Raw genomic sequence first — 23554 nt, forward strand, 5'->3', positions numbered from 1 at the left:
CGTGAACTACACGAGCCGGTGCATCTCACATCCGGCGTTAATGTGCCTCTTCCCAGTTATCCGCCGCGCGCGCATCCACTTGCAGCGGCACCGACAGCAGCACCGCCGGGAACGGCGCGTCCTGCATCGTGTGCTGCACGACCGGCAGCGTCGCCGCGACTTCGTCGTCGGGGACCTCGAAGATCAGTTCGTCATGCACCTGCAGCAGCATCTTCGCTGAGAGCTTCTTCTCCGCCAGCGCGTCTTCCATCCGCGTCATGGCGCGGCGGATGATATCGGCAGCGGTGCCCTGCAGGCGGGCATTGATCGCGGCGCGTTCGTTGAAGGCGCGGATCGAGGCGTTCGAGGCCTTGATGTCCGGGTAATGACATTTACGCCCGAACAGGGTCTGCACATAGCCGTGCTCCCGGCAGAAATCGCGCGTCTGGTCCATATAGGCGCGGATGCCCGGGAAGCGCTCGAAGTATTTCTTGATATAGGCTCCGGCTTCCTCGCGGGGGATGCTGAGCTGGTTGGCGAGGCCGAACGCCGAAATGCCGTAGATAATGCCGAAATTGATCGCCTTGGCGCGGCGGCGGATTTCCGCCGGCATGTCCTTGACCGGCACGCCGAACATTTCCGAAGCCGTCATGGCGTGAATGTCGAGGCCGTCCTGGAAGGCCTGTTTCAGCACAGGGATATCGGCGATCTCTGCCAGCAGTCGCAATTCGATCTGCGAGTAGTCGGCCGACACCAGCTTGTGTCCATCAGCGGCGATGAAGGCACGGCGAATCTTGCGGCCATCCTCGGTACGCACCGGAATGTTCTGCAAATTCGGTTCGTTGGACGATAGGCGGCCCGTGGTGGTCGCCGCCAGTGCGTAGGTGGTGTGAACGCGATGGGTCTGCGGATGCACGTAATTCGGCAGCGCGTCGGTATAGGTCGAACGTAGTTTCGATACCTGACGCCAGTCGAGTATCTTGCGCGGGAATTCGTGGCCTTGTTCGGCGAGGTCATCGAGCACCTGCGCCGACGTCGACCATGCGCCGGTCTTGGTCTTGCTACCGCCCGGCAGGCCCATCTTGCCGAACAGGATATCGCCGAGCTGCTTGGGACTGCCGATATTGACCTCTTCGCCGGCAATCTCGCGGATTTCGACTTCGATGCGCGCAGCGGTCTGCGCGAAGTCGGCCGAGAGTTTTGATAGCACCTGACGGTCGATGGAAATGCCGCGACGTTCCATGCGGGCCAGCACCGAGATCAGCGGTCGTTCCAGTGTCTCATAGACGGTGGTCATGTGCTCGGCCGCCAGCCGCGGCTTCAGCACATTCCACAGCCGCAGCAGCACGTCGGCGTCTTCGGCGGCATAGGCCGTGGCGCGGTCGATCTTGACCTGCTCGAACGTCAGCTTGCCCTTACCGGAGCCGATCAGTTCGCCAAAGGTCAGCATGGCATGGCCGAGCCAGATCTCGGCGAGCGCATCGAGGCCATGGGCATTGCGCCCGGCATCGAGCGCATAGGACATCAGTTGCACGTCGTCATGGTTGCGCAGCGTGATGCCGTGCTGTGCGAGCAGCACCGCGGTGAACTTGATGTTGAAGCCGATCTTCAGCAGGCCCGCGGATTCCAGTACCGGTTTCAGCGCTTCAAGCGCATCGGCAGCCTTGATCTGGTCGGGCTCGAGATCGGCGGCGAACAGGCCTGCGCCGTCGCCGGACTGGCGATGGGCCAGCGGCACATAGCAGGCATCATTCGGACCAAGCGACAGCGCGATGCCGACCATGTCGGCCTGCATCGGATCGATCGACGACGCCTTGCATTCGAATGCGACGTGACCGGTATCGAGGATGCGCGCGATCCATAGCTCGAGCTCTTTCAGGGAGCGTACAGGCTGATAGGCCTCGCGCTTCACCGGCATCTTGCGCGCGGCTTCGGCGCGGGCCTTGGCCAGCGAGATCGGGGTGAGGGCAGAACGGTTGGCGTGAACAGGTGCTTCGATATGAGCGCTGCTGCTCGACGGACGCGAGGGACTCCCTCCCCCCTTGCGGGGGAGGGTTGGGGTGGGGGGTGAGCCAAACAGATCGCCCTCGCTTGTGGAGGGGGCCCCCCCCCCCCCCCCCCCCCGGGTGGGCCCCCCCCCCCCCCCCCCCCCCCCCCCCACGGGGGGAGGGGGCAGAGGCCGCGCTGCTCTTCGTTGCGCTGTCGGCATCCACATCCGCCGGATCGATCTCGGCATATTCGGCAACGCGCCGGGTCAGTGTCGAGAATTCCATCGCCTTGAGAAACGCGATCAGCTTGCGTGCGTCGGGCTCATGCACCGCGAGGTCATCGAGCGGCACGTCGAGCGCCACCTTGTCGTCGAGCAGCACGAGCTGCCGCGAGATGCGCGCCTTCTCGGCGTGCTCGATCAGCGACTCACGGCGCTTCGGCTGCTTGATCTCGCCGGCGCGGTTCAGCAGCGTTTCGAGATCGCCATACTCGGTGATCAGTTGCGCAGCGGTCTTGATGCCGATGCCGGGGACGCCGGGCACGTTGTCGACGCTGTCGCCGGCCAGCGCCTGCACTTCGACGACCTTGTTCGGCGGCACGCCGAATTTCTCGATCACTTCGGCAATGCCGAGGCGACGATCCTTCATGGTGTCGTACATGGTGACTTGCTCGGTCACGAGCTGCATCAGATCCTTGTCGGACGATACGATGGTAGCGGTCGCGCCGCGTTCACCGGCTTCGCGGACATAGGTCGCGATCAGGTCGTCGGCCTCGAAACCACCTTGTTCGATGCTCGGCAGGTCGAAGGCGCGCACGGCGTCGCGGATCAGCGCGAATTGCGGGATCAGGTCGTCCGGCGCCGGTGGCCGGTGCGCCTTATACTCGGGGTAGAGCTTGTTGCGGAAGGTCACTTCCGACTTGTCGAAGATGATCGCCAGATGCGTTGGCCGGTTGTCCGGCGGCATGTCGCGGATCAGCTTCCACAGCATGTTGCAGAAGCCCAGCACCGCATTGACCTGCAGCCCGTCGGATTTGCGGTTCAGCGGCGGCAGCGCGTGATAGGCGCGGAAAATATAGGACGAGCCGTCGACCAGAAAGACATGGTCACCCTTCGCGAGGGCCTTGACGGTGGCGGGCTTGGCGGCGGCTGTTTCTGAGGTTTTCGGCATGGCCGCAACTTAAGGATTTTCGCCGGAAATGACAGTCTGTCAGCCAGTCATCCCGCCGGTTTTTGTGATGCCGCCCGGCTTGCGCCGCGCCCTGTTCCATGTGCCCTTGCGCCGGTCATTGCCAATCGAAGGACCATTCATGCCCGAGCTCGCCGAACTGATGGACAAGTTGAAGGGCGTGGAGGCCGAGATCGAGGCCGAGCTGACCCGCCGGCGGGAAGAGCTGCGCTTCCGTTTCGAGCGGCGCAAGATTGTCTTCGAGCAGGATATCGAGAAGCTGCAGCGCGCCATCAAGGTGGGCGCGTCGAAATACCTCTTCAGCGCCAATCCGCTGATCGTGTTGTCCGCTCCGGTGATCTATTCGCTGATCATCCCCTTCGTACTGATCGATCTCTGGGTCATGGCCTATCAGGCGGTCTGCTTTCCGATTTATGGCATCCCCAAGGTGCGGCGGCGCGACTATCTGGTGTTCGACCGGCATCATCTCGCCTATCTCAACATCATCGAGAAGGTGAACTGCGCCTATTGCTCATACTGTAACGGCGTGGCCGCCTTCGTGCGCGAGGTTGCCGCGCGCACCGAGGTCTATTGGTGTCCGATCAAGCATGCGCGCCGCGTGCTCGGCCCGCATCCGCATTATGTCGGATTTGCGGATTTCGGCGATGCGGAAGGTTTCCGCGCCAAAATTGAGGGCATGAAGGACGGCGTGAAGCTCGATGACGGAAGGTCGCCGACGGCGGTGTAAGTTCTACTCCGCCGCCTGCAGCGTCGCGCTTTTCTTCTTCGGCGCAATCCAGAACGCTGCCGGGCGCTCGAACAGGAAGTTCGCACGGACCATCAGCGCGAGCCTCCAGATCACCAGCGCGCCGATGACGCCGCAGAGTGTCACCAGCAGCGAGATCGTGCCGATGTCGAACGGGCTGAATTTCAGCAACAGCGCGCGGGATGTCGCCATCGGCAGGAAGAAGGCGAGATAGATCACGATGGAATGCTCGCCGAAGAAGCGGATGAAGCCGAGCCACTGCATCTTCGCCAGCAGCGTGCCCATCACGATGATCGCGACCGCGCCGGCGAAGCCGAGCATCAGCGAGATCACTGGCCATTCGCTGCAGCCGTCATAGACGAGAGCGGCATTGACCAGCGCCCAGGCCGCAAGGCCGACCAGCGCCATCACTGGTTTGGCCCGCGCGCGATCGGACAGCGCGAAGACCTGCGTCGCGAACAGGTAGCCCGAATAGAAATAGACGAAGCGCGAGCAGAACTCGTCGATCATCGTCCAGCCGGTGCTGATATGCGCCATCTCCAGCGCGGCGGCGATGCCCCAGATCAGCAGCGGCGGCACGCGCCGCGCCAGCTTGGTGACGATGAAGAACACCGGCAGCATATAGATGAACCACAGCGTGCCGAACGGCTCGATATAGGAGATCAGATAGAGATTGGCGACATAGGCCCAGCCGTGTTCGGCAGCAAAGCCGGGCGCCTTGAAGCCGAACTGGATGGTCACCCAGAGTACGTAGAAATACAGGAAGTGGACGACCTTGCGGTCGAGATAGGTCCGCCAGTCGCGGTCGATGACGACAGCCAGAAATAGCCCGGAGATCAGGAAGAAGTCCGGCATCCGGAACGGCTTGGCGAAGGCCACCAGCAGATGCATGTAGCCGGTCTGGCCGGCGGCCAGTTCGACGCCCAGCACCGAATGCATCATCACCACCATGATGATGCAGATGCCCTTGGCGTAATCGACCCAGTCGATTCGCTCTGTCCCTGACAGCGCCGCGCGATGGGCGACGGCGAAGGTGCCACTGGTGGTCATCGGTATCCCCTGTTCGGCGCTTCTTTTGGCGGGATCATGAGACGAGATCGGTTTCAATTGCCTTTCTCTAAACCCCAAATATGCCCCGCAAATGGTCGCGGCAGGGCGAGTTTGGCGGGGTGGTTAACGGGCGTTAAGGAGTGGGGGAATGGGGCGCAACGTCCTCTCCACCGTTATCGCCGGGCCTGACCCGGCGATCCATCTTCTCGCGAAGCAAGATGGATACGTGGGTCAAGCCCGCGTATGACACCTGAGATTGGTATGCCCCCGAGAACATCGCGAAGATGACGACTTGACCCGAACCTTCGATACATCCCTGCCCATCGATGCTGTGCTCGATGAGCTGTCAGGCGCGCTGGACGCCGGCAACGCCGCGGTGCTGGTGGCGCCGCCGGGCGCCGGCAAGACCACGCGCGTGCCGCTGGCGCTGCTTGATGCACCATGGCTGAAGGGCAAAAAGATCATCATGCTGGAGCCGCGGCGGATCGCAGCCCGCGCCAGCGCCGAACGGATGGCGAAGACGCTGGGCGAGCGCGTCGGCGAGACGGTCGGCTATCGCGTCCGCTTCGGCTCGAAGATCTCGCGCAACACCAGGATCGAAGTAGTCACCGAAGGCATCTTCTCGCGGCAGATCCTCGACGATCCCGAGTTGAGGAATATCGGCGCGGTGCTGTTCGACGAATTTCACGAACGCTCGCTGGATGCCGATATGGGACTCGCTCTGGCGCGCGATGCGCAGACCGGATTGCGCGAGGATCTGCGTATCCTGGTGATGTCGGCGACCATCGACGGCGCGCGCATCGCGAAACTGCTTGGCGATGCACCGGTCATCGCCAGCGAGGGGCGCGCTTATCCGGTGGAGACACGCTATCTCGGCCGCAAGCCCGATATCCAGCTCGAGCGGCAGATGGCCGACGCCATCGCGACCGCCTTGCGTGCCGATCCCGGCTCGGTGCTGGCGTTCCTGCCGGGCGCTGCAGAGATCCGCCGCACGCAGAATTTTCTCGCCGAGCGCGTACAGGATGCATCCATCGAGATCGTCCCTTTATTCGGTGCACTCGATGCCGGCGTCCAGGACCGTGCCATCCAGCCCGCGCCCAAGGGACAGCGCAAGGTGGTGCTGGCGACCTCGATTGCCGAGACCTCGCTGACCATCGAAGGCGTGCGGATCGTGGTGGATTCCGGCGTCGCGCGCGTGCCGCGCTATGAGCCGGACATCGGACTGACGCGGCTGGAGACCGTGCGGGCCTCGCGCGCCGCCGTCGATCAGCGCCGCGGCCGCGCCGGCCGGACCGAGCCCGGCATCTGCTACCGGCTATGGGACGAGCCGCAGACCGCCTCATTGCCGGCCTACACACAGCCCGAAATTCTCAGCGCGGATCTGTCAACGCTGGTGCTCGATCTCGCGCAATGGGGCGTCAGCGATCCCGCACAACTGACCTTCCTTGATCCGCCGCCCGCGCCAGCGCTGAAGGAAGCGCGCGGCCTGCTCGGCGAACTCGGCGCGCTGGATGGCGATGGCCGTATCACCGAGGAAGGCCACGCGCTGCGCGCGCTGGCCCTGCCGCCGCGGCTGGCGCGGATGATCGTGGATTCGGCGCGCTTCGGTCATGGCGATGAGGCTGCCGAGATCGCTGCCATCCTCACCGAGCGTGGGCTTGGCGGCGACAGTGTGGATCTCGATCACCGTCTCGATCTGTTCCGCCGTGATCGTTCGCAACGCGCCGGCAGCGCGCGGCAACTGGCGGAGCGCTGGGCGTCGCAGGTCGAAGGCAACGAGCGCGGCGCTTCTGCTCCCTCCCCCCTTGCGGGGGAGGGTCGAGGAGGGGGGTCCACAAGTGAGGTCGGAGCGTGGGGCACCCCCATCCCCGACCCTTCCCCGCAAGGGGGAAGGGGGCTCTACCGCCGCAGCCCAACCTCGGATACGCTGACCACCGGCACCATGCTCGGCTTTGCATTCCCGGATCGCGTGGCCAAGAATCGTGGCAATGGCAGTTTCGTGCTGGCTAATGGCCGGGGCGCGTCGATCGAACAAAGCGCGGCGCTTGCGCGGGCGCCCTATATTGCGGTGGCCGAACTCACCGGCACCGCCGCCAATGGCCGTATCCTGCTGGCAGCGCCGATCGCGCAGGCCGATATCGAGACGCGTTTAGCCGATCAGATCGAGAATACCGACGATGTCAGTTTCGATCGGGCATCGATGTCGCTGCGCGGCCGCCGCAAGCGTGTGCTGCATGCGATCACGTTGTCGGAAGCGCCGTTCACGCTGAAACCGTCTGAAGACACCGCGCGTGTCTTCGCCGACGGTCTGGTCGCCGCGGGCATCGATCGCTTGCCATGGTCGAAGGCGCTGCAGCAGTGGCGGGGGCGCGTGATGTTCCTGCGTGCGTCGGAAGGCGACGCGTGGCCCGATCTGTCCGATGATGCGCTCGCGACGGCGCGCGAGAGCTGGCTGATGCCGGCGCTGTTCGACAAGATCTCGCTGAAGGACTTTTTGGCGGGCGATCTGTCCGATGCCGTGATGGGTCTGCTGCCCTGGGATCTGCGTGCGCGGCTCGACAAGGAAGCGCCGACGCATTTCGAGGCGCCGACGGGGACCGTGCTGGCGATCGATTATGAAGCCGAGCAGGGGCCGACCATTGCCGTCCGTCTGCAGGAATTGTTCGGGCTCAACACCCATCCGTCGGTCGCCAAGGGCAAGGTGCCGCTGGTGCTGGAATTGCTGTCGCCGGCGCAGCGGCCGGTGCAGGTGACGCGCGATCTACCGGGCTTCTGGCGCGGCAGCTACCTCGACGTGCGCTCGGACCTGCGCGGCCGCTATCCGCGACATCCCTGGCCGGAAGATCCCGCCAATGCGCTGCCCACGCGCCGCGTGAAGCCGCGCGGGACGTGATCATCAGGCAAAGTGCCGCTCATTAACGCTTCGCTCATCCTTTTCGCGAAAATAGCAGTCTGTAAGACCGTCCTGAACGGACGGTGGTGAGCCCGTGTGATGAACTCGCGGTTCCCCTGATGGCGTTCAGTGAGGTTGCGTATGCGTAGTATCATGTTCTTCGCGGCGATCCTGATCGGTCTGGGCACCGTGATGGCGCAGATGGCCGACAAGATGACGGCGACGACGCCGGCCATGGCGAAGGCGTCATCCCCTGCACCCACGACACAGGGCAATGCAAAGGCCGGTGTCCGTAGCCTGTCGATTGCGCGCGATGCCCGCGGTCACTTCCAGACTGAGGGGAGCATCGAGGGCCAGCGCATCGGCTTCATGGTCGATACTGGCGCGTCCGTCATCGCATTGAATGAAAAGTCGGCGGCACGATTTGGTTTGCGTCCGTCGCGTGCCGATTATAACGCCACGGTGACAACGGCGAACGGAACGCTGAAGGCTGCGCGCACGCGAATCGCTGTCGTGCAGGTCGGTGAGCTGACCGTGCGTGATGTCGATGCGATGGTGCTGCCCGATGAGGCACTGTCCGAGAATCTGCTCGGCCTGTCGTTTCTCTCGAAGTTGAAACGCTTCGAATATGCAAATGGCCGGATGGTACTCGAACAGTAGCACCTCATATCCCCACGGCATTTACGCCGCAGCCCAATTCTAAACAAACTCGCATCCTTGAATGCCCATGCGTCTTCCCACGGGCGTGCGCAAAGGCTAAGCCTGCGCATTCAAGACTGATCCCAATTGATGCGAGGTCCTGCGATGTTTCCGAAGCCGAAGCCCTTGCTCGTGCCGAATACCTACGCTTACGAATCCGAGCCGATGGTAAAGGCCACGGGTTTTCGCGAATATGACGCGCGCTGGCTGTTCGGCAAGGAAATCAACCTGATGGGCATTCAGGCGCTGGGCATGGGGCTCGGTGCGCTGATTGCAGAACTCGGCCAGAAGCAGGAAATCGTCACCGGACACGATTTCCGCGGCTACTCCGCCTCGATCAAATATGCGCTGATGACGGGCCTGATGGCCGCCGGCTGCAAGGTCCATGATATCGGCCTCGCGGTAACGCCGATGGCCTATTTCGCGCAGTTCGATCTCGATGTGCCCTGTGTCGCCATGGTGACGGCCTCGCATAACGACAATGGCTGGACCGGTGTGAAGATGGGCGCCAGCAAGCCGCTGACCTTCGGTCCGGACGAGATGACCCGGCTGAAGGAAATCGTGCTCAATGCCGAGTTCAAGAACAAGGCTGGCGGCTCCTATCAATTCCACGAAAACTATCCGGCGCGCTATATCGCCGATCTCACCAATCGTCCGAAGCTGAAGCGCAAGCTGAAGGTCGTCGTGGCCTGCGGCAACGGCACCGCGGGCGCCTTCGCGCCCCAGGTGATGGAAGCGATCGGCTGCGAGGTGATCCCGCTGGATACCGAGCTCGATCACACCTTCCCGAAATACAATCCGAATCCGGAAGACATGGAGATGCTGCACGCGATCCGCGATGCGGTGCTCGAACACAAGGCCGATGTCGGTCTTGGTTTCGACGGTGACGGCGATCGCTGCGGCGTCGTCGACAACACCGGCGAGGAAATCTTCGCCGACAAGGTCGGCGTGATGCTCGCGCGCGATATGTCGGCGGTTCACAAGGATGCGACCTTCGTGGTCGACGTGAAATCGACCGGACTGTTCGTGACGGATCCGGTGCTGCAGAAGCAGAATGCCAAGACGACCTATTGGAAGACCGGCCACTCCTACATGAAGCGCCGCACCAATGAGCTGAAGGCGCTCGCTGGCTTCGAGAAGTCCGGTCACTTCTTCTTCAATGCGCCGGTGGGGCGCGGCTATGACGACGGCCTCGTCTCGGCGATTGCGATCTGCGAAATGATGGACCGCGCGCCGGGCAAGACCATGGCCGATCTCAAGGACGCGCTGCCGAAGACCTGGTCGTCGCCGACCATGTCGCCGCATTGTGCCGACGAGACCAAATACGGCGTCGTCGCTGCGGTGGTGAAGCATTTCGAGGATGCGCAGAAGAAGGGCGACAAGGTCGCGGGACAATCGATCCGCGATCTCGTGACGGTCAACGGCGTGCGCGTCACCTGCGAGGACGGCAGCTGGGGTCTGGTGCGGGCGTCATCGAACAAACCGGAGCTGGTGGTCGTGGTCGAAAGCCCGGTCTCCGAAGCGCGGATGCACGACATGTTCGAAGCCATGAATGTGGTACTGCGGACGCATCCGGAAGTTGGCGCGTATAACCAGACGATATAGGGCGCATTCGAACGACGCGGATGCCGGTTCTCGCGAGGAACGCATCCCGACAAAAAGATGGAGTCTCGGCTTCGATGAGAGAGAACGAGACTTCGCGACAGGATCGTGTTTAGGGCAGCTCCAGATCGATGATGGCTGCCCGAATCTGTGCTGCCAGATCCAGAAGGGGCTGGTGTAGCCGCTCTTCCCAGATGGCAGCGGATTCGTCCGAGGTGACGCTGACATTGAGCACATAGACCGGTCGCCCTTCTATGACGATGGGCGTTGCGAGCGCTGTGACTTCGGGCTGCCACGTGGCGATGCAGTAGTTCTTTTGTTTGATGCTGGCTGCGGCTTCGGCAATTCCCCGCTCGATGAGTGGCCAGCGTTTGCGTCCTTTCGATTTCAGCCGGGCGATGAGCGCGGCTCGCTCGGGGTCCTTTGCAGCGGCCAGAAATGCGCGGCCCAGCGCCGTGAGCTCGATGGGCACCCGATGTCCGGACACGATGACGCGTTGAGAAGCACGGACATTAGAGCGAAGCGATTCGAGATACACCATCTCGTCTGAATCCTGCACCGCCAGCCCGACATTGATACGCAGGCGTCGTGCCAGCCCCGACATCAGAGGTGTCGCAACCCGCAGAACGGACGATCCCGTCCGCATGGCATGTCCGAGGCTGAGGACGCCCGCACCCAGCCGGTACGCGCGCTGCATGGAATCGTATTCCAGATATCCCGCATGCGTGAGCGTTTGCGTGAGTCTGCTGACCGTTGCAGGTGACAGACCCGTTCGCTCCGATAGTTCACCGTTGCCGAGGAGCTCCGCGCCGGGCCGAAACGCTCTGAGGATCGCGATGCCCCTGTCCAATGAGCGATTTATAGGAGCTTTTTGCGGAACAAATCTCTTTGCCATGACGCCTCCAATCGCGATCTCGACATCAAATAGGGTATGTTCGCCAATTCCACCAGATGGAAATGCGGCGATGACCGCGTTCGTGCAAGTGCTAAACAGCGCACCGTCGAGGTGGCATCGCGCTGCATTTGATGACGACGGCACGTTCAGATGCCTCGCGCAAAAAAATCGAAGGGAGATTGGCATGACTGCCAGCATGGAAGCCTCAAGCGCCCTGATCGGTCGCACATCAAAAATACCTGCGGCCGCATTTCGCGTCGCGCTTGGCTCCGCTGGCGTGGTCGCCTGCCTGATCGGATACGTCGCATTGGTTGCCGTGTCTGCCGGACCGGCCCATGCCGAATACCCCGAAAAACTCGTCAAGATCGTTGTTCCGTTTGCGGCCGGCGGGGGAACGGATATCGTGTCACGGACGCTGGCGCAGGCTATCTCTCCGGATCTGAAGAAGTCGGTGATCATCGAGAACAGGCCCGGAGCGGGTACGATCCTTGGCACCCAGGCTGTGGCGACGAGCGATCCTGACGGCTACACGCTGCTGATGGCGACGTTCGCGCACGCGGTTAATCCGAGCCTCAATGCGAAGCTGCCGTTCGATTCGCACAAAGACTTTGCCGCGGTCTCGCTGATCGCGCGATCGTTCAACGTCGTCGTCGTCAATCCATCGTCGAGCATCAAGTCGATTGCCGACCTGATCGCCGAGGCGAAAAAGAACCCCGACAAGATGAACTATGGGACATTCGGTGTCGGAACGTCCGCCCATCTCGCCGGCGAGCTCTTCAATACGATGGCGAACGTGAAGTTGACCACCGTCTCCTACAAGGGAGCTGCGCCCGCGATCAGTGATCTTCTCGGCGGCCAGATCCAGGTCATCTTTACGACCGTGGCGAGTGCGGCTTCGCTGGTCGAGTCTGGCCAGCTTCGCGCATTGGCCGTGACGTCGTCGGAGCGTTCGCCCGCCTATCCAGATTTGCCGACCGTGGCAGAGGCAGGCGTCCCTGGATACGCGGCTGAATCCTGGTATGGCCTCTATGCACCAGCGAAGACTCCCGCTCCGATCATCGATCGCTTGAACAAGGCCGTTAAACAAGCGGTGAGCTCGGGAGCGTTCAAGCGCCTCGAGACCAACGAAGGTCTCATCATGGAGGCGAGTTCTCCGGCCGAACTCGATCGCTATGTCCAGCGCGAAGAAGAACGTTGGAGCAAGCTGATCAAGGACACCAACATCAAGGCGGAATAGGTCGGCTCTCCACGCGCATCCGCTCATCTCAAACTTCAAGCACAGGCCTTTCCATGTCCTTTCAGTTGATCGAATTTTCCGTTGACGCCGGCGTTGCAACGATCGCCCTCAACCGCCCGGATCGGCGCAATGCAATGAGCGACGATATGCGCAGCGAGTTCGTCAGCGCGCTCGAAACGGTCACCCGTGACAATGCGATCAAGGCCCTCGTCCTGACTGGCCGCGGAAAGTCATTCTGTGCCGGCGGCGACATCAGCGGTATGAAGCGCCGGCTTGAAGCGCCACAGGGAGAGGTTGCGTTCAACGGCTGGAGCCGGCAGCAGGGCGTGCATCGCGCGCAATCGTTGCTGCTCAACCTGCCGAAGCCGACCATTGCCGCCGTCAACGGCGCCGCTGCCGGCCTTGGCGCGGATGTTGCGCTGGCCTGCGATTTCGTGATGGGAACCGAGCACACCAAATTCACCTGGTCCTATATCAAACGCGGCCTGATCCCGGACGGCGGCGGGATGTATTTTCTGCCCCGACGCGTCGGGCTGTCGAAAGCGAAAGAGCTGATTTTTACCGGCCGCGTCGTCGAGGCCGATGAGTCGCTTGCGCTCGGGATCATGGATCGCAAGGTGGGGTCCGCCGAGCTGCTGACGGCTGCGCAGAATTGGGCGGTCGACCTCGCGCAGTACTCTCCGACCGCACTCGCGCTGGGCAAGAAGATCCTCAACGAAACGTTCGAACATTCTGCGCACGAGATTTTCGCGCTCGGCAGTCAGGCGCAGGGCATCTGCTACACCAGCACCGAGCATCGGGAAGCTGTGCTGGCGTTTCTCGCCCAGTCGTCGTCGAAGGAGTAGACCGATGAATGCCATCCAGCGGCTGATCCAACCGCGCAGCGTCGCCATCATTGGTGCCTCGGCGGACCCCAGCAAGACGTCCGGGCGACCGGCCTCGTTTCTCCTCAAGCACGGCTTTGTCGGCGAGATCTATCCGGTTAATCCGAAGGTGGACAAGATCGGCGACCTTACCTGCTACCCGGACATCGCGTCGCTGCCGGCCGTGCCGGACGTCGCCATTGTCCTGCTCGGCGCGGAGCGCGCCCACGGCGCGGTGCGCGAGTTGTCCAAGCGTGGAACGGCTGCGGCGATCGTTCTGGCCAGCGGTTTTACGGAAACCGGCGCAGACGGGGCCGAACGGCAGCAGCAGCTTCTGGAAGCTGCCGGATCGATGCGCATTCTCGGGCCGAATACGATCGGCCTGGTAAACCTCACCGACAATATCGTGCTGTCCGCGTCGGGCGCGCTGGCGATGGACCACTTCACCGCGGGATCGATCGGCCTGGTTTCACAGAGCGGCGGCATTCTCGGATCCCTGCTGTCGCGCGCGGCGGCGCGCGGCATCGGACTGTCGAAGCTGGTCTCAACCAGCAACGAGGCGGATCTCGAGCTCGCCGACTTCATCGACTATCTCGCGGATGACGATGCCACCAAAGTCATTGCGCTTTACATCGAGGCGATCCGCAATCCCGCACGCTTTCGCGAGGCGGCGCTGAAAGCGCGACGCGCCGGGAAACCGGTTGTCGTCTTCAAGATCGGTCGATCGGAGGCGGGCGCAAAGGCCGCCATATCGCATACGGGAGCGCTGGCGGGCTCGGATCGCATGTATGATGCCTTCTTCAGGCAGCTTGGCATTGTTCGTGCGAAAACCTTCGAGGATCTGCTCGATATTCCTGCGGCTCTTTCGGCTGGACGGTCGCTTCGCGGCAAGCGCGTGGCAATTCTGACGTCGACCGGCGGTGCCGGCACAATCGTCTCCGACTGTCTGGGGATGGCAGGCTTCGAAACGCCCGTGCCCGACGAAAAGACCGCCGAGCAGTTGCGCGCATTGCAGTCAGGGTCTCATGCCGTACTGGATCGCAATCCGATCGACGTGACATTGGCTGGTCTGCAGCCGGACCTGCTCCGGGGCGCCATTCGCATCCTGCTGGCCAGCACCACCTACGATGCCTTGGTCATCATCGCCGGATCGTCCGCAGTGGGCACGCCAGCCTTGATGGCCGACGCAATCCGGGACTGCCTGCCGATGAGCGACAAGCCGGTCATCGCCTATGTGAGCCCCTACGCGCCGAATGTCGTGTCGGTCCTGACCCAGCGTGGTGTTCCGGCCTATACATCCGCAGAGAGCTGCGCCGGTGCGCTGGATGGACTGCTGCAGGCTGCACACGCCGTGCAGCTGCAGCCATCCGGGAGCATCGGACGCACGATCGACATCAGCGACTTTCCTGCGGGCGCGCTCGACGAAGCACAGGCGAAGACGCTGTTCGCGCGTTTCGGTGTGCCGACCGCGGCGGAGAAGATCGTCACCACGCCTTCGGAAGCGGAAGCCGCGGCGCGAGAACTCGGCAGCCGCGTCGTCCTCAAGATCCTCTCCAGCACCATCACGCATAAGAGCGACGTCGGTGGCGTTGCGGTAAATTTGACGTTTGAAACGATCGGTGCTCGCCTGTTGGCCATGGCCGACGAGGTCGAGCGCAACACGTCCGAGCGTCCGCGACGCTTTCTCGTCCAGGAAATGGTTACCGGCGGAGTCGAGTTCATCCTGGGCATGCATCGGGATTCCCTGGGGGCGGCGGTCCTGCTCGGCATGGGCGGCGTCACCGCCGAACTCTTCAAGGACACCTCGATGCGCCTGCTCCCGCCGGAGGGCGGCCTTACCCGCAGCGAGGCGCTGGCCATGGCCCGCGACCTCGTCACATGGCCGCTGCTGGACGGCTTCCGTGGTCGGCCGAAATGCGATGTCGATGCCCTCGCATCCGCGATCGTCGCGTTTTCGGAGATGGTCGCGCAGCTCGGCGAGCGTCTTATCGAAGCCGAGATCAACCCGGTCTTCGTGCTTCCCGCTGGCCAGGGCGTGCGCGCGGCGGACGGGGTGATCGTTCTCGGCCCCGCTGACACTTGATTGCCGGCAGCATTCCGCAGAGCGGCGACGCAAGTCCAAGACCTCACCGCAAGATCCGGCACATGCCGGCCTTGCGGTCAGCCGTGATCGCCAAAACAAGAAAGGGAGGATTCAGTATGAACTTCACGCGAACAGCGAAGACTTTGGTTGCCGTCGGCGCCCTGCTCGCATGTGCAGGCAATGCACAGGCAGACAACATCAAAGTCTTGACCACGGGAATCCTGAAAGGATCGTTTTCCGAAATCGCGGCTCTGTTCGAACGCGATACCGGTCACAAAGTGACGATGTCGTGGGGGCCGTCGTCCGGCAACTCGCCGGAAGCGAGCCAGGTGCGTATCAAGAACGGTGAGCACGTCGATGTGCTGATCATGGTGAATACGGGGATGGACGAGCTGGTGAAGGGCGGCTTCTTTGTGCCTCTCGAGCGCAAGGATATCGCGGTCTCCAAGATCGGCGTGGCGGTCAAGATGGGGCATCCACTGCCTGACATATCCTCCGCGGCGGCTCTGCGCCAAGCGCTCCTGAACGCGTCATCGATCGGCTATTCGGAGGGCGCCAGCGGCAGTTACGTCGCCAACGTTCTCTTGAAGAAGCTCGGTATCGCCGACGAAGTCGCTGCCAAGAGCAAGGTCATTCTCGGCCGGAAATTCGTCGGCGAGTCGGTTGCGAGCGGAGAGGTCGAACTTGGCCTGCAGCAAATTAGCGAGCTGCGCCTGGAGCCGGGTTTGGCGATTGTGGGGCCGTTGCCGGAGGATCTGCAGAAGAGCAGTGTTGTCACTGCGGCGGTTTCGTCGAAGGCCGAGCACGTGGAAGCTGCGAAGCAGTTCTTCACCTACATCTCGTCGCCCGCCGCCGTCGCTCTGATGAAGAAGAGCGGCCTCGATTGATCAGCTCGAAGCGGAGATGGGTTTTGCGACGAGGCAGGCAAGACGTCTTGCCCTGCCTCGTCGTTGGACTCATCCGATGCTTGCCTTGTTGGAATTTATGACACTGTAGAATTGGTCATTGTCGTCTTGCCTGCCATGATCATTTGCGACATTTCGCGTGCGGCCCGTGTCGCGTAGCGCTCTTTATGCCGAAGCATGACGAAGCGGCGGGTCGGCAATTGGGCGTCGAGCGCAATCAGGTCACCGTTGCCGATTAGGGCGGTGGCGACCAGCCGGGAGATAATGCTCGCACCCGCGCCGGCCACGACGGCCGCGCAGACGGCTTCGTTCGACGGCAGCTCCATGGCGATACGGATGTCATCGGGCGCGATTCCTGATTGGTCCAGTACCGATTGCGCAATGGCGCGCGTGCCGGAGCCGACTTCACGCAGCACCCATTGCGTCTCGGCGAACTGAGCTGGCGCGATGGTGCGTTGTCGCGCCCATGGATGCGATTGACCGACCACCAGCACAAGTTCGTCGTCGCCCACGGGCTGGGTCGCGAGCGCCGGATCGTCAACCGCGCCTTCAACGATGCCGAGATCGACTTCGCCATCGCGCACCCAGTCGGCCACCTGTTCGGTATTTCCGATGCGGAGGCTGAGGTCGATGCCGGGGAAGTGCTGGCGATAGCGCGCCATGATGGGTGGTAGAAAATAGTTGCCGACGGTCTGGCTTGCGGCCAGCGCAAGGGAGCCGCGCGTCATGCCGGCCATATCGGTGAGGACGGTCGTCGCGGCGGCAGCGCGTGCCAGCAGGGCCCGGGCTTCGATCAGAAAGGCGCGGCCAATCTCGGTCAATTCGATGCGGCGGCCGACGCGGTGAAACAACTGCGTCGCATAGCGCGTTTCCAGCGCGGCAATGGCGGCACTGGTGGCAGATTGGGTAAGATGCAGACTCTCGGCAGCCCGCGTCATGTGCTCGTGTTCGGCGACGGCGACGAATATCCGGAGCTGTTCGAGCGTCATGGCATCTCCGTCAGGTAGTCAGTTTCACCAGCATGAGGCTGAAGCCGGCAATGAACAGGAAGGCTGCGGCGCCGAGCAGCAGCGGGCGCAGGCCCTTGGCGCGCAGCTTCTGGATATTGGTTTCCAGCCCCATTGCGGCGAGCGCCATGGTCAGCAGGAAGGTCGTGATCGGAATGATCAGGCTCATAGCTGCATGCGGCACGTCAACGAGGCTATTCAGGATCACCATCGCCACGAAGCCGAAGGCGAACCACGGCATCGGCACCTTGGCGCTGCCGGATTCCGCGCCGATGGCGCGTGCGCGCCGTGTCGCCAGCAGGCCAAGTGTGATCACCACCGGTGCCAGCATCATCACGCGCGCGAGTTTCGCGACGGTACCGAATTCGCCGGCGTCGCGGCTCTGCTGGAAGGTGGCCGCGACCACCTGCGCGATCTCGTGGATCGATGCGCCAGCCCAAAGCCCGAAATGATGCGGGTCGAGCTGCAGCACGCTACCGAGTAGCGGATAGACGAACATGGCGATCGAGCCAAAGATGGTGACGCAGGCGACCGCGTAGGCGACATCCTCATCGGGCGCGCGGGTCACGGTGTTGGTTGCGATCACGGCGGACGCGCCGCAAATCGATGTGCCGGCGGCGATCAGTTCGACCAGTCTGCGGTCGATACCCATCGCGCGGCCAAACCATGTGGTGAAGATGAAGGTTGCAAGGAGCGTCGCCGCGATCACCGCAAAGCCGATGCCGCCAACCTCCAGCAATTCCGCCGCGGTGAGTTGCAGGCCGAGCAGGATGATGGCGAAGCGCAGGATGCTGCGCATGGAGAAGGTGATGCCGGCTTTGGCCGCAGCCGGCGTGCCGGATGTGTTCTGGATCGCGATACCGATGCCGATAGCCAAGATCATCGGACTGGCGAGGCCGACATAGGGGATTTCACGCAAAGCGAGTGCAGTGCCGGCGATGGCGCCGGTGAGCGCCAATCCGGGAAGAAGCGGGAGGTTGCGAGCAGCAAGCGGGCTGGTGCGGTTCGCATCTTGGGCAAGAACGGTCATGGGCCAAACTCCGGTTTGGCCACATCCTCATGCCGTTTGATCAATAAATCTAATTGATCATTATTGTTGATTCAATCGAAGTATATGATTGATCTGTTTCGGCGTCGTCGCCCGGTCCGACAGGGCGACGACAGCGCGGTATTTCTCAAGCAGCCGGCATCGGTGGCACCGGCAGTGCCGTGACCGACTTGATCTTCTCCATGGCGAAGCGGGAGGTGACGTTCTTCAAGGCCACGGCACTGATCAGCTTCTTGTAGAAGATGTCGTAGCTCTGCATGTCGGCCACGACCACGCGCAGCATGTAGTCGACGTCGCCGGCCATCCGGTAGAATTCCATGACTTCGGGCATGGCGCTGACGGCATCGGCGAATTTCTTCAGCCAGGCGTCGGAATGGTCGCCGCTCTCCACCGAGACAAACACCGAGATACCCAGGCCGATCTTGTTTTGATCGACCAGTGCCACCCGGCGGAGGATCACGCCATCCGCCTCGAGGCGCTGGATGCGCTTCCAGCACGGTGTTGACGAAAGCCCGACGCGGTCGCCGATCTCGGCCACCGACAGCGAGGCGTCTTCCTGCAGGACGGTCAGGATCTTGCGATCGATCGCATCGAGGCGGCGGGTGGATTCAAGGGGCTGGTCGGCGACATCGGTCATGAGAAGAACTTTGTTCTAATTATAGGGTCGAGTAACCTCATATATAGAACATTCTTCCAAAGCAAGCCCTGTACCGCCTCAACTAAGGGCGCCGACCTTGGATTCCCTCAAAAGCTGTTCGACTTCAGCACGTTGCGGGCAGGCAAAAGCACCGCCATAGCGGGTGCATTTCAGGGCCGCGGCGGCGGAGGCGAAGCGCAGCGCCTCCGGTACCGACTTGCCGCCCGCGAATTCCAGCGCGAAGGCGCCATGGAAAATGTCGCCGGCGCCGAGGGTGTCCACGGTGTGAACGGGGAAGGCCGGGGTTTCCTTGGGATGTCCCTGCTCGTCGAGCCACAGGGTGCCCTTGGGGCCGCGGGTGACAGCAAGGAAGGACGAGGTGAGCGTCGCCATCTTCTGCAGCGCCTTGAGATTGTCGGTGATGCCGGCGGTCGATTGCAGCGCATCGTCCGAAAAGATCAGGTGCGAGGAGGCGGTCAGCAGGCCCTCGCGCTGCGACAGCGTGCTGTCGATGTCGACGACGACGGGAATGCCGCGATGGCGTGCCTCGATGCAAAGCTCGGTGGCAAAGCCGGCGCAGCGGCTCTCGACCAGAATGGCGCTGCAGTCCTGCAGCAGCAGGTCGTGATCGGGCAGTTTTACCTTCCAGAGTTCGGGATCGCGGAAGGTGACGATGGTGCGCTCGCCCGAAGGGTCGATCATGACGGCCGAGATCGGTGTCACCAGACCCGGCATATGCACCAGATGCGCGGAGTCGATGCCTTCCTTGGCAAGGTCGTCGAACAGAAACTGGTCGGCGGTCTCGTTCTTGTCGCCCATCGGCCCGGTCATCGACGCCCGGCCACCCAGCCGGCTGACGCCGATGGCGGCGTTGAGCGCATTGCCGCCGATGATCTGGGCGAAACGTTGGGAGGGGAATTTCTGGCCACGCCCCGGGACGGCTTCGACGGCAAAGGTCAGGTCGCGAACCGGCAGGCCGATACACAATACGTGGACAGGCTTGGCACTCATGAAGGATTCCCCGTGTGGTCAGGCTTGGTCGGGATGCAGCCAACGACCGAGCAGATGATGCGCGATGGCGAATGGGTGCGGCCCCGCGAGCCCGTCCGGGTGTTCGCGTTTCCACATCAGCATCGCCTCGTCACGGTCAAACCACCGGGCGTCCTCAAGTTCCATCTTGTCGACGGTGATCTCGTCGCTGATGGCGCGAGCGGAACAGCCAATCATCAGCGATGACGGGTAGGGCCAGGGCTGCGTCATGTAATAGGTGACGTCGGTGCAGCGGATGCCGGCTTCCTCGAAGATCTCGCGCTTCACCGCGTCCTCGATGGTCTCAGCCGCTTCGACGAAGCCGGCGAGGCAAGAATACATGCCCGGCGCAAATTGTTTCTGGCGGCCGAGCAGGCACTTGTCGCCCTTCTCCACCAGCATGATGACGACAGGATCGGTACGCGGGAAATGCTCGGTCTTGCAGCTCGGGCAAACGCGCTTCCAGCCGCCTTCGGCCATCGACGATTTGGCGCCGCAATTGGCGCAAAACCCGTGGCGCTGATGCCAGGAGACGAGCGACTTGGCCTGTGCAACCGCCGAAAGCTGCTCCGGCGGCACCATGCCCTGCATGGCCATGCCGCGGAGTTCGCTGACGACGACATCGTCGCGGGTCAGCAGCTTTTCGACGGCGGGTGCGCCGATGCCCATGCCGAACACCGCATCGCCGTCACGCAGGCCCAGAAAGACAGTGCCAGGATTGGCGCCGAATTTCAGCGCCTCGTCGATGGTCAGCAGCGCGCGCTGGGCATCGCCATCCTTCTTCATGACCAGCGAGTCGCGGTAGATCACATAAGCGCGCGAGGAGCTTTTGCCCTCCAGCGCGAACAGTTTCTCGTCGCTGAAGCGCAGATGCGCGGCGCGGTCGAGCGTGTTGGAGACGAAGGCCGGATGGCCGAGCGGAAACAGCTTGCTTGTCATGATGGTCAACCGAGCCAGATCTTGCGGCGGAGTTCTGAGATGAAGCGCTGCACTTCTGCCGCGTCATGGGCGAGTGGTGGCATCACGCCCCAGATCGGCCGCGGCCAGGCGGCATCGGTCTTGCGGCGCGCGATGATGTGGACGTGCAACTGCGGCACCATGTTGCCGAGCGCCGCGACATTGAGCTTGTCGCATTTGGTGATTTCTTTGAGCGCGCGGCCGACGCGGTTGATCTCGGTCATCAACTGGCCCTGCGCGACCTCGTCGAGATCGATGATCTCGGTCGTGTCGGCGCGGCGCGGCACCAGCATCAGCCAGGGGTAGTGCGCGTCCTTCACCACCAGCACGCGGCTGAGGGGGAGGTCGCCGATGTCGATGGTGTCTTGTTGCAGCTGCTCGTGCAGCGACCAGGAGGAGGGAGCGGCCATTCTGACTCTCGATTAAGGCGCACAGCGTCGCAGGAAGCGGCTGCGCAGACAACTCCCGTCATGGCCGGTTTTGCGCGTCTGGACCACGTTTTCTTGCGACTTTCCTGCGCAAAACTTGCGGCGGACTTGCGACACGCGCCGCGCTTGCTTTCCGACCATTTTGGCCCCAAATAAGCACCGGGAGATTGGCGGTGGACGAGCCACTCGCCAATCGGGTCAGGTCCGGAAGGAAGCAGCCCTAACGAGATCCGGATCGGGTCGCTCGTCAGTCTCCTACTTGTTTTATCGAGCAAATTCAGCGTCCTGCACATGGGTCGTTTGCTCGGTGGGCGCCTTGTTCGATGAGTGAGGCAGCATCGAAGGCCGGAACCTGTGTCCTGTTCCGCCTATGATGCGCCAGATGTTCCGCAAGCCGGCTTTACGAGACAACACATTGCGGATTCCTCGATGACCGACGCTGGCACGTCCCCTCCTGATGATCACCAGAGCGGTTTCGATATGGGCGTTGCCCCGGCGCCTGCTGCCGCCACGCCCTATCGCGTGCTCGCGCGTAAATACCGCCCCGGCAGTTTCGACGATCTGATCGGCCAGGAAGCGCTGGTCCGCACCGTCTCCAATGCGTTCGAGACCGGCCGGATTCCGCAGGCGTGGATCCTTACCGGTGTCCGCGGTGTCGGCAAGACCACGACGGCGCGTATTCTGGCGCGCGCGCTGAATTATGAAATGGCCGATGGCTCGGTCAAAGGCCCGACCATCCATATGCCAACGCCGGGCATCCACTGCCAGGCGATCATGGAAAGCCGGCATATCGACATTCTCGAGATGGATGCCGCGAGCCATACCGGCGTCGACGATGTCCGCCAGATCAATGACAGCGTGCGCTATGCGCCGTCCAGCGCGCGCTACAAGGTCTACATCATCGACGAAGTCCACATGCTGTCGACCGCCGCCTTCAACGCGTTCCTGAAGACGCTGGAAGAGCCGCCGGAACACGCCAAGTTCGTGTTCGCCACGACCGAAATCCGTAAGGTGCCAGTGACGGTGCTGTCGCGCTGTCAGCGCTTCGACCTGCGCCGCGTCGATGCCGACGTGCTGATGTCGCATCTGTCGAACATCGCGGGCAAAGAGAATGTCGAGGTCGAGCCGGAAGCGCTGGGCATCATCGCCCGCGCCGCCGAAGGCTCGGTGCGCGATTCGCTGTCGCTGTTCGATCAGGCGATTGCGCATGCCGCGGGCACGGTCCGCGCCGATGCTGTGCGGCAGATGCTCGGCCTTGCTGACCGCACCCGCGTGATCGACTTGTTCGATTCGCTGGCGCGCGGTGACATCGCCAGTGCATTTAAGGAATTTCGCGAACAATACGACGTCGGCGCTGATCCGATTGTGGTGCTGAGCGATCTTGCCGAATTCGTCAATTTCGTCACCCGCGTGAAGATCGTGCCGGCAACCGCCGACAATGTCGCGTTTGGAGAGACCGAACGTCTGCGCGCACGCGATTTTGCCTCGAAGCTGTCGATGCGGGTGCTGTCGCGGATGTGGCAGATGCTGCTCAAGGGCATCACCGAGGTGCAGGGCGCGACGCGTCCCGCCGCCGCCGCAGAGATGGTGCTGGTGCGCATCGCTTACGTTGCCGATCTGCCGACGCCGGATGAAGCGATCCGGATGCTCGACCAGAATGGCGGGACGTCGCCGATGATCCCAACGAATGGTGGAGGCCGTGCCGCGCCATCGTCCCCTCCGTCGGCATCTTTGCCGTCAGCGCAGATGCCGTCCGCCATGCCGACGATGTCAGCGAGTGCGTCGCGTGGTCCGACCATGCAGCGCGGCGGCGCGGAACCATCGCCGCGGCCGCAAGTCGGCATGGCAGATGCACCGCCCGCAGCGGTGCTGAAGATTTCCACCTTCCCTGAACTCGTCGCACTGGCCGGCGAGAAACGCGACCTGATGGTGCGCGGGGCGCTCGAAGCCGATGTGCGCCTGATCAAGATCGAAGACGGGCGGCTTGAGCTGGCGATGGAGCGCACGGCGTCGCGCACGCTGATCAACGATCTGTCGCGCAAGCTCGAACAGTGGACCGGCCGGCGTTGGGCCGTGATCGTGTCCAACGAGCAGGGACAGCCGACGCTGCGCGATCAGCAGCTCGAGCAGAAGAACGAACGCCAGCGCGCGGCGGAAGCCGATCCGCGGGTCAAGGAAGTGCTGGCACGGTTTCCGCGTGCGAAGGTCGAGGTTCGTGTCATCGCCCCTGAGCCGCCCGACTTCAACGGCAGCGATAGCGACCTGATCAGCGATGACGCGACCGACGGTCTCAACGACGACGATTAATCGAACTGCGAAGG

18 protein-coding genes, 1 other RNA gene and 1 pseudogene are annotated in these 23554 nt (G+C 62.8%); 10 read left to right on the forward strand and 10 right to left on the reverse strand.

The annotated features are described in order from the left end of the window. Nucleotides 1-37 precede the first annotated feature (37 nt). Together polA and AB7783_RS26140 are read right to left on the reverse strand one after the other, a co-directional pair. A complete protein-coding gene (gene polA, locus AB7783_RS26135; RefSeq protein ID WP_441279765.1) occupies nucleotides 38-1891 on the reverse strand; it encodes a DNA polymerase I in 1854 nt (617 codons plus the stop codon). Nucleotides 1892-2047: 156 nt separating this feature from the next. Beyond that, a pseudogene (locus AB7783_RS26140) lies at nucleotides 2048-3137 on the reverse strand (5'-3' exonuclease); the annotation flags it as partial. Nucleotides 3138-3276: 139 nt separating this feature from the next. Between AB7783_RS26140 and AB7783_RS26145 the strand changes: the two are divergent. After that, nucleotides 3277-3882 carry a hypothetical protein gene (locus AB7783_RS26145; RefSeq protein ID WP_439065779.1) on the forward strand — a complete coding sequence of 202 codons (606 nt, stop codon included), beginning with the start codon at nucleotides 3277-3279 and terminating at the stop codon, nucleotides 3880-3882. A gap of 3 nt (nucleotides 3883-3885) precedes the next feature. Here the strand turns inward: AB7783_RS26145 and AB7783_RS26150 are convergent, their stop codons facing one another. Continuing rightward, nucleotides 3886-4950: an acyltransferase family protein gene (locus AB7783_RS26150; RefSeq protein WP_441279182.1), complete on the reverse strand. Its 1065-nt coding sequence runs from the start codon at nucleotides 4948-4950 to the stop codon at nucleotides 3886-3888. 292 nt (nucleotides 4951-5242) lie between these two features. On the opposite strand from AB7783_RS26150, the gene hrpB reads away from it, so the two are divergent. From hrpB to AB7783_RS26165, 3 genes are all read left to right on the forward strand, one after another. Then, nucleotides 5243-7843, forward strand: coding sequence for an ATP-dependent helicase HrpB (hrpB, locus tag AB7783_RS26155; RefSeq protein WP_441279183.1), 2601 nt, complete (start codon nucleotides 5243-5245; stop codon nucleotides 7841-7843). Between the two features lie 141 nt (nucleotides 7844-7984). After that, nucleotides 7985-8503 (forward strand): TIGR02281 family clan AA aspartic protease, encoded by a 519-nt coding sequence (locus AB7783_RS26160; protein ID WP_089262841.1) that lies wholly within the window; start codon nucleotides 7985-7987, stop codon nucleotides 8501-8503. A 144-nt stretch (nucleotides 8504-8647) separates the two neighbouring features. Then, on the forward strand, nucleotides 8648-10147 hold the full coding sequence (locus AB7783_RS26165) for a phosphomannomutase/phosphoglucomutase (RefSeq protein ID WP_089262839.1): 1500 nt from the start codon (nucleotides 8648-8650) through the stop codon (nucleotides 10145-10147). Between the two features lie 109 nt (nucleotides 10148-10256). On the opposite strand, the gene AB7783_RS26170 is transcribed toward AB7783_RS26165, so the two are convergent. Further along, nucleotides 10257-11237: an IclR family transcriptional regulator gene (locus tag AB7783_RS26170; protein WP_441279184.1), complete on the reverse strand. Its 981-nt coding sequence runs from the start codon at nucleotides 11235-11237 to the stop codon at nucleotides 10257-10259. On the opposite strand from AB7783_RS26170, the gene AB7783_RS26175 reads away from it, so the two are divergent. The 4 genes from AB7783_RS26175 (at nucleotide 11224) to AB7783_RS26190 (ending at nucleotide 16109) form a co-directional block, all read left to right on the forward strand. Continuing rightward, complete coding sequence (locus AB7783_RS26175) at nucleotides 11224-12276, forward strand: tripartite tricarboxylate transporter substrate binding protein (protein WP_441279185.1); 1053 nt, start codon at nucleotides 11224-11226, stop codon at nucleotides 12274-12276. The genes AB7783_RS26170 and AB7783_RS26175 overlap by 14 nt on opposite strands. A gap of 53 nt (nucleotides 12277-12329) precedes the next feature. Further along, nucleotides 12330-13121 (forward strand): enoyl-CoA hydratase/isomerase family protein, encoded by a 792-nt coding sequence (locus AB7783_RS26180; RefSeq protein WP_441279186.1) that lies wholly within the window; start codon nucleotides 12330-12332, stop codon nucleotides 13119-13121. A 4-nt stretch (nucleotides 13122-13125) separates the two neighbouring features. Continuing rightward, the gene (locus AB7783_RS26185) at nucleotides 13126-15222 is read left to right on the forward strand and encodes an acetate--CoA ligase family protein (RefSeq protein WP_441279187.1); all 2097 of its coding nucleotides are present in this window, start codon (nucleotides 13126-13128) and stop codon (nucleotides 15220-15222) included. A 116-nt stretch (nucleotides 15223-15338) separates the two neighbouring features. Next, nucleotides 15339-16109 (forward strand): molybdate ABC transporter substrate-binding protein, encoded by a 771-nt coding sequence (locus tag AB7783_RS26190; protein WP_441279188.1) that lies wholly within the window; start codon nucleotides 15339-15341, stop codon nucleotides 16107-16109. Between the two features lie 95 nt (nucleotides 16110-16204). Here AB7783_RS26190 and AB7783_RS26195 read toward each other — a convergent pair whose 3' ends face one another. From AB7783_RS26195 to AB7783_RS26220, 6 genes are all read right to left on the reverse strand, one after another. After that, on the reverse strand, nucleotides 16205-17116 hold the full coding sequence (locus AB7783_RS26195) for a LysR family transcriptional regulator (protein WP_441279189.1): 912 nt from the start codon (nucleotides 17114-17116) through the stop codon (nucleotides 16205-16207). Nucleotides 17117-17126: 10 nt separating this feature from the next. Next, entirely contained in the window at nucleotides 17127-18164 is a 1038-nt protein-coding gene (locus AB7783_RS26200; RefSeq protein ID WP_441279190.1) for a YeiH family protein, read from the reverse strand. A 145-nt stretch (nucleotides 18165-18309) separates the two neighbouring features. Continuing rightward, a complete protein-coding gene (locus tag AB7783_RS26205; protein WP_089262825.1) occupies nucleotides 18310-18819 on the reverse strand; it encodes an Lrp/AsnC family transcriptional regulator in 510 nt (169 codons plus the stop codon). Nucleotides 18820-18897: 78 nt separating this feature from the next. Continuing rightward, nucleotides 18898-19830, reverse strand: a complete 933-nt coding sequence (locus AB7783_RS26210) for a sugar kinase (protein ID WP_441279191.1) — start codon at nucleotides 19828-19830, stop codon at nucleotides 18898-18900. A gap of 18 nt (nucleotides 19831-19848) precedes the next feature. Then, on the reverse strand, nucleotides 19849-20787 hold the full coding sequence (gene nudC / locus AB7783_RS26215) for an NAD(+) diphosphatase (RefSeq protein ID WP_175368572.1): 939 nt from the start codon (nucleotides 20785-20787) through the stop codon (nucleotides 19849-19851). A 5-nt stretch (nucleotides 20788-20792) separates the two neighbouring features. Continuing rightward, nucleotides 20793-21215 (reverse strand): HIT domain-containing protein, encoded by a 423-nt coding sequence (locus AB7783_RS26220; protein ID WP_068732762.1) that lies wholly within the window; start codon nucleotides 21213-21215, stop codon nucleotides 20793-20795. Nucleotides 21216-21395: 180 nt separating this feature from the next. On the opposite strand from AB7783_RS26220, the gene ffs reads away from it, so the two are divergent. Both ffs and AB7783_RS26230 read left to right on the forward strand, forming a co-directional pair. After that, nucleotides 21396-21492, forward strand: an RNA gene (gene ffs, locus AB7783_RS26225) — signal recognition particle sRNA small type. Between the two features lie 170 nt (nucleotides 21493-21662). After that, nucleotides 21663-23540: a DNA polymerase III subunit gamma/tau gene (locus tag AB7783_RS26230; RefSeq protein ID WP_441279192.1), complete on the forward strand. Its 1878-nt coding sequence runs from the start codon at nucleotides 21663-21665 to the stop codon at nucleotides 23538-23540. Nucleotides 23541-23554: the final 14 nt, after the last annotated feature.

Source organism: Tardiphaga sp. 172_B4_N1_3, from assembly GCF_052076035.1.
Classification (GTDB): domain Bacteria; phylum Pseudomonadota; class Alphaproteobacteria; order Rhizobiales; family Xanthobacteraceae; genus Tardiphaga; species Tardiphaga robiniae.